Genomic DNA, 15,550 nt, shown 5'->3' with positions numbered 1-15,550 from the left:
TATTGACGTTGCAGTAGCGGGTAATGTCAGGAGGAACAACATGGCTTCAGAAATACGTATTGGTTTGGCTGGCACCGGATTAATGGGACAGCCAGTGGCGCGGCGCTTAGCCGCTGCCGGTTATTCCGTTACGGTGTGGAATCGTTCTCAAGATAAAGCGTATGCACTGGAAAAGTATGGCGTTACGGCGGTAGACACGCCCGCCCGGTTAATAGCAGGCAGTAATGTCATCATCTGCTTATTGAGCGATGCGCAAGCCTGTAACGATGTTCTTTTTACCGATGATGCGCTGAAGCACATCGAGAAAAAAGCAGTCATCATTATGATGAGCACCCTGTCGCCACAGATTGTGCTTGAGCAGCAACACAAAGCCAACGCAGCACAGGCGGACTATATCGATATGCCTGTCTCAGGAGGCACTTCGGGAGCTGAAAACGGCACATTGTCATTGATGGCCGGTGGTAAGGCAGAAACTATTGACCGGTTACGCCCGCTGCTGTCTCAGCTGGGAAAAGTCACGCGGGTCGGTGAGGTGGGCGCGGGTCAGCTGACAAAACTCGCCAATCAGATTATTGTCGCAGGCACGCTAAGCTTGTTGTCGGAAGCCTTTACCCTTGCCCAGCGCGGCGGAGCCGATCCGGTAAAAGTGCGGGAAGCATTGCTGGGTGGTTTTGCTGACTCAACCCTGCTGCAACAGCAAGGGGAACGTATGGTAAACCAGGACTTTAAGGCCCGCGGCGCGGCAAAGTGGCAGCTTAAAGATACGCGCAGTAGTGTGGCGCTGGCTGAGCAATTTGGTCTGACATTGCCGCTGACTGAAACGGTGAACCAGCTTTTCAGCCAGATGATTGAAGCTGGCGATGGCGACTTAGATCACTGCGCCATTATCAGGCAAATTCAGCGTTTAAACGGCATGACTATTTAACCCGGGCCACGCTCTCACGTTTGATTAACGTGCTGTTTAGTTCACAGGTCGTCTGCTTCTCAACGGAGAGACTTAATAGTGCCTTATCGGCCAACGCTTCAAGAGGATGTTTGATAACGCTTATTGACGGGCTCAGGAGACGGCTCCAGTGGCTGTCATGGTAAACAATCAGCGAGAGGTCTTCAGGAACAGAGAGCTTCAACTGCCGGATGCGCGACATAATCATCGGTGCAATCGACGTATTTCCAATAATGACTGCAGTCGGTGGTTCCTCAAGCGATAACAACTCATCAAGCGCCTGACTGGCTAGCGGATCACGAAAGTTCTTCACTACCGCATACTGTTTTTCCCAGTCAATTCCATACTCTTTCAATCCTTGTTTATAACCCTTCAGCCTTTGCAAAGAGGTCGAGGTGTTCAGCGGTCCGCTTATCCAGCCAATACGGCGATGGCCTTGCTGAGCAAGATAACGGGTTGCCTCACAAGCGGAAGCTTGATTGTTAAAGCCGATGACGCTGGCATGTGTCACCTCGCTAAGGTAGCGATCGATGAAAACAATAGCGATACCCATTTCGCTAATGGATTGCCACATATCGCTATTTGCGCTGGTGGGCGTTGCTATAATGGCTTTAACCCGCTTTTGCATTAACATACTCAAGCTTTCCCGCTCCAGTAGCGGGTCTTCCTGGGTAGTCACCAAAATGACATTCATCGCCATTTCTCTGGCGCGACGGACAATGAGATCGGAGATCTCAGAAAAAAAATCGTTTGCGATGTCTGCTACAACCAGGCCGATAGTGTTATTCAGACTGGTTTTAAGCTCACGAGCGGCACTTTGAGGAGTGTAATTCAGCGTTTGCATTGCCTCCAGAATACGCTGACGGGTGCGTTCAGATACTGAACCTGAACCGGGGTTCAATACCCGAGAAACCACACCGATAGAGACCTCTGCTAAGGCCGCCACCTCTTTGATGGTACTTTTCTTTTTCTCTGTCAACGCAACACTCAGCCTCACATCATCAGGTTAGCTAAGGTCATGTTAGATTAATCACTTCATAAGATAAACGTTCTTCAGTGATCAGCCTTCTTTAGCAGGCGTGAGACTGCATTACTCAGCTTTGGAGGGGGTTGTGCTGGCGGGAGGTTATTAAGGCTGTTTTGAGATGTCCGGGCTTTAGCCAAACTCTTTTCCGGCAGATCTGTCACACCAGGATCCACGCGCAGCCAGTAATAGTCCTCGGCATGGGGAGCAGTCTTAAGCGTGACGGGTGATTCCCTTTACCCTGTCGATATCCTGTCGCGTCGCTCTGGCGCCCTTCAGCTGCCCCGGCGGCAGATTTGAAAAATTAAGCTTCAGAGAGCATTCGGCAGGGCGGCCCCTTCTCAACAACCAAGACACTGCTCTTCATCAGGATGCCAGTGCGGCTGCCCTTCAGGACGTTTGTCCTGGCTAATAAACGCATCCTCTGACCTGCCCGCACCAATCCTCAGGCCAGTAGTTGAAGATACAGATCATAATTTTCCGCATCAAAGCAGACTAAGTTAACCTTGCCGATTTTGCTGTTCTCAGCGATGCAATGTTTGATTACTTCTAAGGCAATCGCCGCGGCACGTTCTTTAGGGAAACCATAAATTCCTGTGCTGATGTTGGGAAACGAAACCGTTTTGATATCATGCTGGTCGACGAGTTTAAAACAACTCAGGTAGGCCCTTCTTAACAGTGCATCTTCGTCATGTCTTCCATCACTCCAGCGCGGGCCAACGGTATGGATGACGTAATCAGCGGGCAGATTGCCTGCGCCGGTAATAACGGCATCACCGACTTTGCAGCCACCCTGACGATTGCGGATTGCCTGACACTCAGCCAGAATCGCCGGCCCGCCTGCGCGGTGGATTGCGCCATCAACGCCGCCACCACCCAGTAACGAAGAATTGGCGGCATTGACAATCGCTTCTGCCGCGATTTTAGTGATATCACCCTGAATTACGGTTATTTTATTCATCGTATTTCCCTGCTTTTTAACTTTAGTGATTAGCTCAGTGAACATCGATTCTGCGCTTCGTTGTTGTCAGAGGAATAGCAATCATGTCCAGATTTTTCATTACGGATCATTGCCATCAACGTGCATTGAGTGCTCACTACAGGATAGAGTAAATACCAGGAGTGGAAGATGCACGGTTTGAAGGCAGGGCAGCAAGCGAAGGTGGTAGTTGAAAGCGGATAGCTAATCATCATGCAGGCAGAAGCATGATCGGTATTAAACGATCCGCTGGCTCCGGCCTTCTGGTACTGCGCTTCCATCCGGTCGATACGGTCAATGTAGGAGTGCTTCACCGCATCCGAGACATTGCCCAGCACATCGCCGCTGTTAAACAGCGTCTACAATGCTTCGTAGGTTTCCACCGACGGACTGCTGGCTGTTTTCACGATACTGTTCACAGCGTCATACAGACCTGCCGGAACCCCGGCCACCATACCCGCCGCAAAGCTGCCATCCTGACCCATGTCAATCGCCGTCCATTTCGCCTGCGCTCCCGCTTTGCAGGCTACTGTCTGGCATTCAGCAATTTCTTTATCCTTCTGAGCCTGCTGTTTCTGGCTCAGATAGTTATTCTCAACAACAAACTTAGCCGCTGGGGTTGGAATCGAGCATTCATTCAGACGGAGTTTTCCGGCTTTTTCTCTCCTTTAACCAGATTTTTATCCAAATCCCGATACCTAAAATAAGGCCACCTACATATCCAGATTCAAAGAAAGATGCAAAAACATCACCCCAATTAAAGGGGAAAAAACCCTTTTTAAAATAGACAATTAATGAGGCAAGCAACACTGATATCATATCGAAAAATAAAAACAGTATCAGGCACATGAACATCAATTTGATCAATAAGAAAAAATTACTTTTTATTGTCATTTTCTTCCCTCCCATCCAATTGACCTTTTATATAATTGCCCCCTTTTTCAGCGATATAGCTACCACCAATGGCACCTGTTAAATCAGAAACAGCTTCTTCCGTAACTTTTGATGCCACACCTTTTATTATGATGCCGCCAATACCTCCAGCTACAGTACCAGCACCGGCCCCAACCATGGAGTTAACCGGATTCTCCCCTTTAATACTGCCTCCAATCGCCGCTCCCCCCATATTGACAGGAGTTGAAGCTATGATCCCTTTTCCTGTCGTTGCTGCCGCTGTGATCCCCGCCATAATCACATCCACATAACTGAACGGATCTTTTCCGGCAAGCTGAACTCCAGTATTAACCCCCACACCGATTGTCGCATTCGTCGCCATACCTTTCACCGTAAGACCCAGCACGCTACCGCCAAATATCAGTGGCGCATCACCAATACTGGCATTCGATTTATGATAGCCCCAGGTGTTCATAATGCTCTGCGCCTTCGCCATTACCTCTGAGTCAGGATTCCGTTTTATATAGTCCTGCCCCGACAGCAATCCCTTAACCAGCTCCTGCGAGACGGCGGAACCGTATTCCTTCTCCATCTCAGCCGCATAAACCCGCAGATAGCCCGCCAGTTCAGCGCGTTCCGTGCTGCTCATTTGTGAAGGGTCTTTAGTAAATTTAGACACAAGGGCATCACTGCGCTTATCGGCGTTTTCCAGCTTAATCAGCTCATTCGCGGCAGCTAATGACTTATCACCCTGCTTAATTTTCTCAACGGCCTTATCGAGTTTGTCTGAGGATGTTGCTCCAAGGAAGTTATTCTCCACCGCATTCTTACCCGCCCCGGCACCGGCACCACCACCGGCCGACGAGTCTGCCGCTATACCGCCCGCCAGCCCTGCCGCTATCTGGCTTAGAGTACTGACGGTCTGCTTCTGGCTTTCCGTCAGCTTGCTGATGTCCGTGTCAGGATACATTGCCGCCACAATTGCCCGTGCGGCCAGCTCACCGCCTGCGGCACCGGCGGCGCCAGCGCCGGCACTGCTGCCTGCTATCTGTGCCAGTACTGCGCCCGCCACGGCGTGCGCCATGGTGTTGGCCGCCAGGTTGGTGTTTTCCGTGCCGTCAGCGTTTTGAGTGGTGGTTGCCTTTTTGATGGCGTTGGCGATGTAAGGAGCCATCGCCCCGCCCGCGGCTGCACCAGGGTTATTCGCACTCAGTCCACCCAGTGCACCCGCCACGGCGCTGGCAACCATCGAGTAAGTACCGCCGGTGCCCCACTGAGCCGCCACGGCTTTATAGCCTGCATCTTTCTGCACCAGCGCGCTGAACGCATCTTTTGACAGACTGGCGTTTTCCGGATTCTCTTTAAGCAGGCGGTCAGAGGTCTCCTTCGCTGCCGCGTCCAGCTTGTAGGCCCTGACGTCGCCGACGACTTTGCCCGCCAGCTCCTGTACGCCCTGGGCAAACGCCATCTGGCTGGCAACGTTTTCTTTATTGAATATTTTGTCGATATGGCCGTTGGCATTGTCCGTGTCATGACTCAGGCCCGCTACATCCTGCGTCTGGCGCTGCGTATCGCGCACGGTAAGCGAGCCATCCGCTACGGCCGAATGCGTGGTGCCGGAGGCGCTGCCGCTCATGTTCACTACCGCCGGAAGCGCGCCGCCGCCAAACTGCTGGCCGGAGGCCATGCTGCTGTCATATCCGCCGCTGATGCCGATGGCGGTGCTGCTGGCGTGGTATTCAGCGTGATTTCCGATGCTGTCCCAGCCCAGCGTGCCGGTGGAGAGGCGGTTATCTGCCGCATCCGCAGTGGAAGCGATGACTGCGCCGTTCAACTGCGTATGGTTGCCGGCGTAGATGTCATAACCGCCGTCGCCGGCAAACAGCCCGCTCTGGTCACCGACGCTCGCGTACTCGCTGTTGATTTTAGATTTGCTGAGGCTCAGGCCAGCAGAGCCGGTCATGCTACCAAAGGTAAAGCTGAAGCCGCCGCTGGCGCTCTGCTGCTTGCTCTGATAGTTATCGGTATCCTGCAGGCTGGCCAGCGTAAGGTTGTTGCCCGCGTTAACGCTGATACTGTCACCCAGTGCCTGGGCACCAGAGAGCAGCATGTCGTTACCACTGCTGAGAGTCAGGTTATCTTTGGCATTGACGCGGCTGTTGACGAACGTCGTACTGTTGCCGTTTTCCGCACCGCTGGCCATAAATCCGCTAGCCTGCACGCCAATACCGGTTCTTTGGCCAATAGCAACATGGACTCCGGCACTCCAGCCAGATGAATTATTGCTACTCTTCTGTTCGGTATTATTACTGGCGGCTACCAGATTAAGGTCGTGCGCGGCAGCCAGCGTGACGTTGTTACCGGTGATCCCACTGCCTGCCAGTGTCAGATTGCCGCTGGTACCGTTGCCACCGGTGGCTACCACCGCGACGCTACCGCCCCCGCTGAGCGAACTGCCGCTGACGGTATTGCTATTATATTGCGATGACGATTTGCTTTTGCTGGCACCGACGCTAAGAGCGATTTTTATGCCAGCCTCTTTCATGTTGCCATTAGCCAGCGCGGTGGCGGACTGCCCGGCAGCACCTGACATCGCCCAGCCGCTTTCCAGCATTTTCACGGCATTAAGCGCCTTGAGGCGATCATCACCTGCCTGACCCGCCTCCTTTGCCTGCGAGCCCAGGCTGAGTAGCGCATCAGTAATCGGGCTGGTGAGCTGAAGCGTCAGGCCGCTCTGCTTCTGCTCATAGCTCTGACGACGTGTCAGCGTATCATTGCCCGGGTCGATAGTAACCGATCCGCCGACCAGGCTGATATCCTGCTTCGCAATCACATCTGAACCCGCCACATGCGCATCGCGTCCGGCAACCAGAGTGACATTCCCCCCCGTGCTTCCTACTGTGCTGGCACTCTGGCTTTGGGTCGTACCATCCAGTTTCAACTGCTGTTTCGACGAGGCGCTGCCAAACGTGACGCCGATACCGCCGCTGCTGAGCATGCCACTCTTTTTGGTTTCACTCAGACGATAGCGGGTCTGGCTCTCAGTAGCCGCTGCGAGGGTAAGATCGTTACCGGCTTTCAGGCCCACATCACTTTCGCCAATCACCGATGAACCTTTTACCGTCAGGTCATTACCCGCAATGATCGACACCCGATCACCGCTCAGCTGTGAGCCTTTTTCGACAGTTGAACTCTCTTCGCTGATGGTGTGAGTCGTTTTCTTGCTGAAAAGCCCTTTTTTGGTCTTCGTCTCTTCTTTGTAAGCGTAATCACTTTCAGTGGATGAAGTGATGTTCACATCGTGACCAGCCTGTACCACAAGATCGTTATTTGCAGTCATGGTGCTGGCCTGGCTCGTAATGTTATTACCGGCCAGCAGCGTGGCGCTGCCACCGCTGATGATTTCGGTACCCTGCTGGCGCACCGTTTCGTTAATAATGGTTTTCTTACTGCCACGCTCACTATTGCCTGAACGGTTCTCTTGCGCGTTGAGATTAATATCGCGGCCAGCCTGCAGGTGAATATCGTCATTCGCTGCGAGTGCCGAAGCCTGACTGGTAAGATCATGACCAGCGGAGAGAGAAAGATTGCCGCCACTGACAATGGACGTGCGGTCACTGCCGGAATCGTGCGTCTCTTTATTGCCTTTGGTGGTGTTCTGGCCAGTAACTGCACTATTGAGATTGAGATTATTGCCAGCTGCCAGCGTGGTATCGCCTTTGCCTTCCAGCGTACTGGCTGTTACGCCGAGATCATGGCCAGCTTTTAGCGTTAAGTTGCCACCAGCTGCGATCTGACTGCCGATGTTGCTGATTTTCTGGTCGCTGGTATTTTCAGTTCTTAGCCAAATCCCTTTTTCGCCTTTCTGCGATTTGCCTTCCACCTGCTGATTCGCGTTAATCGCAATATCATTCCAGGCATCCAGCAACACGTTGCCGCCCGCGTTGAGCGTGGCTGCTGTCAGCGTAATGTTATTGCCCGCTTTCAGGCTAAGTGTGTCGTCCGCGCTGATCGCAGCAGTATTGCCATTGAACGTATCACTAAAGGATTTAGTACCTGCATCCAGCGTCCACTGTTTAGAAATGGTGATGCTGTTAATGTTGCCGTCCACGCTCTCCAGCGCCACCTTTTTGCCGCTGATGGTTGAACTGACATTATTGATATTGCTGATTGCGCTGAGCTGCAGATCGCCGCCCGCGCTTATTAATCCGGCATTGAGATTAACAATGCGGTTCTGGCTATTGGCTGACAGCGCATTTTGAGCCGTCAGAGTACTCCCATCGTTAATAATATTGCCGCCAGATAAGGTGACATTATTTCCGGCAATCACACTGCCGTCGTGCATATCCACATCTTTAGGGGACAAATAAACTTTCGGCACCATAACCGTCTGGCCATTAACAGTAGCGGCTTCCCACCAGATAAGGCTTTTATCCAGTGACGCAACCTGCTCAGCCGTCAGCGAGACGCCGAATTGTAAGCCGAGGGATTGCTGTGCCGCTGCAGCGTTGTCCATCAGATAACGCATCTGATCAAGATCAGACCCAATGCCATTCAGGTAACGACTGCCAGTCTGATTGAGTACGGTGTTACTGACATAGCGTGTATCAAATGCGGCATCGCCGAGGAAGCGATAATCGTAGTCAGGTTTCAGGCTGAGGCGATCAAGCAAATAAGATGAGCCAAGGAAGGTATTGACGTCGGTATATTGCTGGCGGGTCTCTTGCGGGGCACTGCCCGGTTGTTTGCCCAACAGCGCATTGAGATCGCCAAACAGACTGCTATCAAGCTGACCGAGACCGTTCAGTTCAGGGTTGATAGTGATCAGGTAAGGGCTCTGGCTATTGCCGGTAACGAAGTAACCATTGTCGCTGGTTGGTAGTGGATAGGCACTGGTGTCAACGTTTGACAGCTGATAATCATGTAGTGAGGCTGGGTGGATATCCCCGCCTGCAAGACTCTCTGCTTTGCCAAAGCCGGTCAGGTCTTTACTGGAGCCAGAGGGTGCAGATAAGGATATCTCCGCTGATTTGGTGTTATCCAGCACAACGCCACCGTTAATCTGCTGCAATGCATTGCGCAACTGGTCTCGCCATTCAGGTGAATTGACAGCGACTGCGTTACTGCCGGTTAATGTCTGACGCTGTGCCGCTGAAGCCTGACTCAGTGCCGTTAAACCTTTAACGCTCGGTACCGACAATGTATTTCCTGTCCAGCCAGCATTTGCCGTATTTGACGTATTGCTGATATCGCCGTTAAAGCTGGCACTGACGTTGCCTCCCGCCTGAATGACCGCGCGATAAAGCTGACCTGGCGTAAAGCTGGATTCATTACCCGTTAACGTGTAAATGATATTATTGCTTTCAGTATTTACATTAAGCCTTCCACCGGAAGACGATTTACCTGAAGTCGGTAAACCATTAGTCGGTTTAGTCCCCTTATATTGATAAATGGCATAGTCGTTTTGTGTACCGGCTTGCCAGGACTGATTATTGAGTTGGTCACCACTCAGGCTGATATTTTGGTTCGCTAATATGTCACTAGCCTGATTTTCCAGGCTCAGTGCATGTACAGACATATCTCTGCCTGAAGAGATGCGCCCGGCAGCGCCATTACTGACAACATCGATAGTTGAACTACTCAGGGCGAACTTTTGAGTAGTGGCTGCTGCAAAAGGTGCGTAATAGTTTTTGATTGTGGTGTGCACAGAGCAGCCGCCATCAGCGCCGGAGCAACCACCACCACTCTCTGTATAGGTTTTAGTCGTGTAGTAGCCATAAGAACCGTCAGGAAGCTCACTGACATTAACTCTTATCGTGGCATTACCTACCCCCTCATGCGTGGGTAATACCTGACTGGTCTGAGTAACGTTCAGCCCCTCCCGCGTATTCAGCAAATGTCCGGTATTGATCGTAATATCACCGTTTTGGGTCTCAATCGTTCCGGAGTTATTAACCACCTCGCCATTAGCATTGCCCGTTGCATCGCGCTGCATCCATAGGCTGTTGCCAGCTAAGATATCGGCTTGCTGATTACGAATGCTGTTAGCGAACAGATACAGATTCTGTCCGGCGTACAGCAGTGCGGTGTTGACGATATTGCCGGGGGAAGTGATGGTGAGATTGCCGCGCGTGCCGGTAAAGCCATTAAGATCGACATCGCTGCGGCTGGTAAGGGTTACGTTCCCGCCACCCTGAAGCGTACCTGCGCCGTTCATCATAATACGACTGCCGCTAAGGCTACTGTCGCCGGTGCCGGTGGTGATTTGACCGTTATTGGTCAGATCGCCGCCGGCACTTAGCGTCACCGCCTGACCCTGCAGGGTTGCCTGATTTTCAATCGCACCGTTACTGACGATGGAGAGGTGATTTCCTGCTGCCAGAATATTACGGCTGGTAAAACCGTTAACTAACTGCAGGGCGGCATCGCCCAGCGCCACAACCTGACCAAGCTGGTCAAACCCGTGGCTTTCAAGCAGCAAATTGCCGCCGCTGAACAATTTACCGCTCGCTTGTTGCGTCACCTGTGAGGCTTTAACGTTGAGCTGGTTGACGCCCAGCAGCGTGCCACCGTTAGTCAGCTGCGCATAATTTACCGTCAGATTGCCGCCTTGCACGGTGCCCTGATTCTGTAATTGTGTGCCGGTCAGCGTACCCTGTTGATCCGCCAGCAGCGTACCGCTGTTGCTGGCATTATCGGCATTAAGGATCAGTTGAGCGGCCTGCAACCAGCCGCTATTGGTTAACTGCGGCGTGGTCAGGGTGATATCGGCAGAAGAAAGCAGTTTGCCGCTATTGTTGGCCAGCCCGTATGCGGTGATGCGGCTGGTGGCGCCCTGAATCAGCCCATAGTTATAAAGTTCAGGTGTGGTGAGCGTCAGTCCGTTCTGACTGAGCAGAATGCCGTTGGCATTGTTGGTTAGCCGACCGCTGGCCGTCAGCAGCAGGCTGCTGTCGCCCTGTACGCGACCGTTGTTATCAACCGCACCGCTGGTCAGTATCAGCTCTTTACCCTGTATCTGCCCGCCGTTGTTAACCGCCGCTGCCTGCAACGCCAGCTTGCCGCCGGTTAATAGTGTGCTGTTCTGCTGCTGGGTTAATGCGCCGCTGAGGGTGACGCCGAGTGCATTAACGCCTGAAATAGCACCGCTATTATTAAGCGTTACGCCCTGCAACGACAGGTTTTGGGCTATCCACTGTCCCTGATTAGCGAAGTTGAGCGCATTGAGCACTGCGGTGCCATTAGCGGTAATTTTGCTGCCTGCAGTGGAGGTAAGGGTATCTCTGAGAGTGAGTTGCAGGCCGTCAGCGCTTTGGATCGCGCCGCCATGAGTCAGGCTGGTGGCATCCAGCAGAATTTGCTGGCCCTGCCATGTTCCGTTATTAGTGACCGTGTCACCCTGGAGTTGCAGCGTTCCCTGGGTTAGCAGTTTGCCACCCGCATTATTGGTTATCACGCGCGCTGGCTGAGCCTGTGCGACCCGCATCCGCAAGTTACCGGTCTGGGCTGGGGCGAGCGTCAGCGATTGCAGTCCAATCAGACTGCCCTGATTAGCGACGTTCGCCGGGGTAATGGTTAGCGTATCGCCCTGCACGGTACCACTGTTATTAAGCGCGCCACCGTTAAGATTTACGGCTTTTTCTGCCAGTAACGATCCTTTGTTTACCAGGCTTTGCGCATTAATCTGTGCTGTTCCCTGTGACAGCAGTTCACCGCTATTACTTAACTCACCACTAACCGACGCCATCAGGCCGCTGCTGCTCAGCAGAGAACCCTGATGTTGCCAGCTACCGGCGCTGACGTGCAGGTTATCGCCCTGTAACGTCCCTGCCGTTTCCAGACGGGTAGCCTGCAACCACAGATCGCCAGCCGTCAGTGCTTTACCGCCGGCATATTGAGCCAACGTACCGTTAGCCTGGATATCCAGTGCCGCGCTTCCCTGCCACAACCCGCGGTTCTCCAGCGTATCCCCGCGCAGGTCCAGGTTATCCGCCATCATCTTACCGCTGTTGAGCAGAGTGGATGCCGCAAGCGTGGCGCTGCCGCCTGAGCGCAGATCGCCGCGGTTATCCAGCAGCCCGTCAGACGATCCACTCAGTGACGCAAACCCGTTCACCGTGCCGCTGTTAGTCAACGAGTCGAAATGATAAGTGAGATTATTGCCTTGCCAGACACCCTGATTGCTGGCGGTCACGCCCTTCAGCATGAGTTCGCCAGCGCTCAGTATCTGACCCGCGCTGAGATTGTTGAGCTGACGGAAGTCGCCGGAAACACCGGCATCACCCTGCAATAACCCCTGATTATTCAACGTATCACCGGTTGCGCTAAGCTGCTCAGCAGCAAACGTACCGGCATTATCCAGCCTGTCAGCGTGCCACTCAGCCCGCTGCTGCGCGAACAACAACCCTGCGGCGTTGTTGTTCAGCGTGCCGTTCAGCTGGGCGTTGATGCTGGCGGCCGTGAGCTGACCACTGTTGCTAAAGTCGCGTCCAGTGAGGCTAAAGTTGCCAGCGACCTGAAGCAGTCCGTTATTAGTCAGCTCAGCCGGAGCAAGATCAAGATCGCTGCCGCTAATCAGCTGGCCGCCGCTGGCGTTAATCATATTTTTACTGTCCAGCGTCAGCGCACTGTTGCCTTGCAGCAAGCCTGCATTGGTCAGCTGTGCTGCGGTTACGCTGAGGCGATCTGCAGCCAGGGAGCCGCTGTTGCTGATTTCGCTGCTGAGCAGGTCGAGGTTGCGTTCGCTTAACAGCGTGCCGCTGTTTACCAGCGATCCGCTAACGTCGGCAGTAAACTGCGCGTCCGCCCGCGCGCTGCCCGCATTGTTTAAGTTTTGCAGCGTCAGGTCGAGTTGACTGGCCTGCAGTGAACCCTGGTTATCCAGCGTGGTGGCCTGGGCTTGCAGGCTACCGGCGGTAAGCAATTGTCCGCTGGTCTGGTTGACGAGCCGATCGCCCTTCAATGTCAGCGCGTTATTTCCCTGAATCAGGCCGCTGTTAATTAAATCACTCTGTAACGTGAGAACCTGGGCCATCAGCCAGCCACTGTTATCTGTCTTGCCAGCCTGCAACTGAACCTGCTGCTGACCAAGTATTTTGCCGCTGTTGCTTAACGTCTCTGCTGTCAGTTCAGCGTCGGCCGCACTTAAGGCATTGCCCCGATTCAGCCAGTCGCGGGCCGTCAGTTTTAGCTGCTGACCTTGCAACAACCCACTGTTATCGAGCCGATCGGCCGCGGTCGTTAGCTGGCCGCCACTGAGTAACGTTCCGCTATTGGTCAGCTGCTGACCGTGAGTTTGCAGGGACTGCTTACCCTGCAACATCCCGCTGTTGTCGACTACGCCACTGTTAATACTGAGCCGATCTGCTGCCATCTGGCCGGCATTACCCAGTGAGGCATTCTTTAGATTCAGATCGTGATCGGCCAGCAGCAGACCAGACGGCCGGTTGATGAGATTAACGTTATTTGCGGTGATATCGCTGGCGTTGATCTCACCAGCATTGGTCAGGCTATTGCCATCCAGCGTCAGCGAGGCGCCACTGGTTATCAATCCGTAGTTAGTGAATTCCGGCAGATTAAGCGCAAAGCTGTTGTCTGAACTGACGGTGCCATTGTTGCGGTTAATCAGGCGGTCAGCGCTGAAACGCAGCGCGTGCGTGCCCTGAATCAGTCCGTCGTTGTCTGTGGATGCGCCAGCCAGTTGCAGTGCTTGCTGGCTCAGGATGCTGCCCGTGTTGTTCAACGTCGCGGCGATAAGATCAGCGTCACCCAGGCTCAGCAGATTGCCACTATTCTGCCAGTCGTTTGTCCGCAACGTCAGCTGCTGTCCCTGCAGCATGCCGCTGTTCAGCAGATTGCCTGAGGCGATCGCCAGCTGACCGTCACTGAGTAGCCTGCCGCTGTTGGTTAACCGCTCGCCTTCAGCCTGAAGCGCCTGCTTTGCCTGTAGCGTTCCGTTGTTATCGATCACTGCGCTGTTAAGGCCCAGCTGCGTGGCCGCCACTTTTCCGTTATTGGTGAGTGAATCGCTGGTCAGCTGCAGCGTATGCTCCGCCAGCAGCGATCCGCCCTGCTGGTTGATCAGATGGACAGTAGACGCTGTAAGATCCGCTGCGTTTATTTCGCCATTGTTGGTCAGGTTCTGGCCGCCCAGTGACAGCGTCGCCCCACTGGAGATAAGTCCGCTGTTATAGAGATCCGGCAGGTTGAGTGCAAAGCTGTTGTTTGAGCTAAGCGTACCGCCTGCCTGATTATTGAAGCTGCTGCCGGTAAAACTGAGCGCATTCGTGCCCTGTAGCAGGCCGTGGTTGCTGGTTGTGACGCTGTCTATTGTCAGCACAGGGGCTGAAATTACCCCCTGGTTGTGCAGATCACGTCCGCTGAACGTCAGGCTGCCGGAGCCAGCGATCGTTGCACCGCTGCTGTTTTGCAACCCACCCGCATTTACGCTGGTAACGCTGCCGGTAAGCATGCCGCCATTACTGATCTGCTGAGCCGTCGCCGACAGGGCTTTACCGGCGGTAAACTGACCGCTATTGCTGAGCTGATTGTTCGCCTGAAGCTGGATATCGTCACCTGCATTAGCGATAGTGAGCTTATCTGCGGTGATGGATGCGCCATTCAGTTTAATGCCGCGTCCGGCAGTGAGACTGCTGTTGCCGGATGTCAGATTCCCCGTTGCCGAGACGGCAATACCGGCATCACTGACCAGTTGAGTGCCGCTAAACGTGGCATCCTGTTGCGCAGCGACGGTAATCTGACCGGACGCTTTGTTTTCGCCGGTCAGCGTTACCGATGTTCCCTGCGCCGTAAGCGCCCTGCGGCTCAGGCTGTTATTGATCACCAGTTTGCCGTTGGCATCCAGCTGAATATCACCCTGTTTAGCCACCAGATTGCCAAGATTTACCCCGACGCCCTTCTCGCTCGACACCAGATGAATACGGTTGGCATACATGCCGCCCAGCGCGCCGGTATCCACCGCCACCGACGGTGCTGCATCTTCACCGGCAATCGGCGTTACGGAACCATCCGCACCGACGTGGTTGGCCCCGGTTGTGACCGTTAAATCTTTGGCGTGAATACCGGCGTTGATTTCGGTGGCGCGCGCGATAATTGACAGCGCATCACTCTGACTGCCGTCCAGCCCTTTGCCTTCAACGGTGATCGAGCCTTTAGTGACATCCAGAGAAGAGAGATTGCCGTTTGCATCCAGCTGCGGTTTACCGGTGGTGAGCGTGACGTTCGGCGTGTTGATGAAGCCGCAGCCGTTACAGGTAATGCCGTAAGGGTTGGCGACCATCACATTGGCCGCTTTGCCCGCCACTTCGGTATAGCCCTGCAGCTGCGATCGGTTCGCGCCGGTGACTTCATTGATGATCGCCTGCGCTTCATGGCCCGCTTTCAGATTGGGGTTGTTCTGGATCAGACCGCCGAGTTGCGTTGAATTAAGCTGGCCGGTGGCATTGTTCAGGATCAGTCCTTCCTGCCCGACGTTGTACTGCTGGTACTGGTTATGGGAAATCCCCGCGCCGTTCGGCGTCGCGATGTTGAGCACCGGCACGCCGTTAGCCGCCGCATCCAGTTTTGTCCCTGGGGTGACCGGGGTAATAGCCGCTGAAAACGCAGGCAAAAGCGGCTGAAAGGCGACCAGACCACACACCAGATAACTGAGCAGACGGCGTGACAGTGAAACGGGTTGACGATTATCCAT

General features: G+C 53.9%; 4 protein-coding genes and 1 pseudogene. 1 reads left to right on the top strand and 4 read right to left on the bottom strand.

Annotation, left to right across the window (positions count from 1 at the left end):
* Window positions 1–40: 40 nt before the first annotated feature.
* Complete coding sequence (locus AC6I8I_RS23450; RefSeq protein ID WP_497828960.1) at window positions 41–925, top strand: NAD(P)-dependent oxidoreductase; 885 nt, start codon at window positions 41–43, stop codon at window positions 923–925.
* Here the strand turns inward: AC6I8I_RS23450 and AC6I8I_RS23445 are convergent.
* The 4 genes and pseudogenes from AC6I8I_RS23445 to AC6I8I_RS23430 all read right to left on the bottom strand — a co-directional run bounded on the left by AC6I8I_RS23445 (window position 918) and on the right by AC6I8I_RS23430 (window position 15,550).
* Window positions 918–1,922 (bottom strand): LacI family DNA-binding transcriptional regulator, encoded by a 1,005-nt coding sequence (locus tag AC6I8I_RS23445; RefSeq protein WP_497828959.1) that lies wholly within the window; start codon window positions 1,920–1,922, stop codon window positions 918–920. The genes AC6I8I_RS23450 and AC6I8I_RS23445 overlap by 8 nt on opposite strands.
* 490 nt (window positions 1,923–2,412) lie before the next feature.
* Window positions 2,413–2,928, bottom strand: a complete 516-nt coding sequence (locus AC6I8I_RS23440; RefSeq protein ID WP_312056710.1) for an O-acetyl-ADP-ribose deacetylase — start codon at window positions 2,926–2,928, stop codon at window positions 2,413–2,415.
* Between the two features lie 254 nt (window positions 2,929–3,182).
* Window positions 3,183–3,554: pseudogene (locus AC6I8I_RS23435) on the bottom strand (VENN motif pre-toxin domain-containing protein); the annotation flags it as partial.
* 269 nt (window positions 3,555–3,823) lie between these two features.
* Complete coding sequence (locus tag AC6I8I_RS23430) at window positions 3,824–15,550, bottom strand: hemagglutinin repeat-containing protein (protein ID WP_497828958.1); 11,727 nt, start codon at window positions 15,548–15,550, stop codon at window positions 3,824–3,826.

It is taken from the genome of Pantoea sp. X-Soil-YNGN-775, from assembly GCF_059730575.1.
The sequence above is the reverse complement of the archived record's forward strand: the minus strand, read 5'-3'. Positions and strand labels throughout refer to the sequence as shown.

What these genes read in the sequence shown, in the direction of transcription:
- AC6I8I_RS23450 (WP_497828960.1), top strand. Translation starts at nt 41, where the DNA reads ATGGCTTCAGAAATACGTATTGGTTTGGCTGGCACCGGATTAATGGGA.
- AC6I8I_RS23440 (WP_312056710.1), bottom strand. Translation starts at nt 2,928, where the DNA reads ATGAATAAAATAACCGTAATTCAGGGTGATATCACTAAAATCGCGGCA.
- AC6I8I_RS23430 (WP_497828958.1), bottom strand. Translation starts at nt 15,550, where the DNA reads ATGGATAATCGTCAACCCGTTTCACTGTCACGCCGTCTGCTCAGTTAT.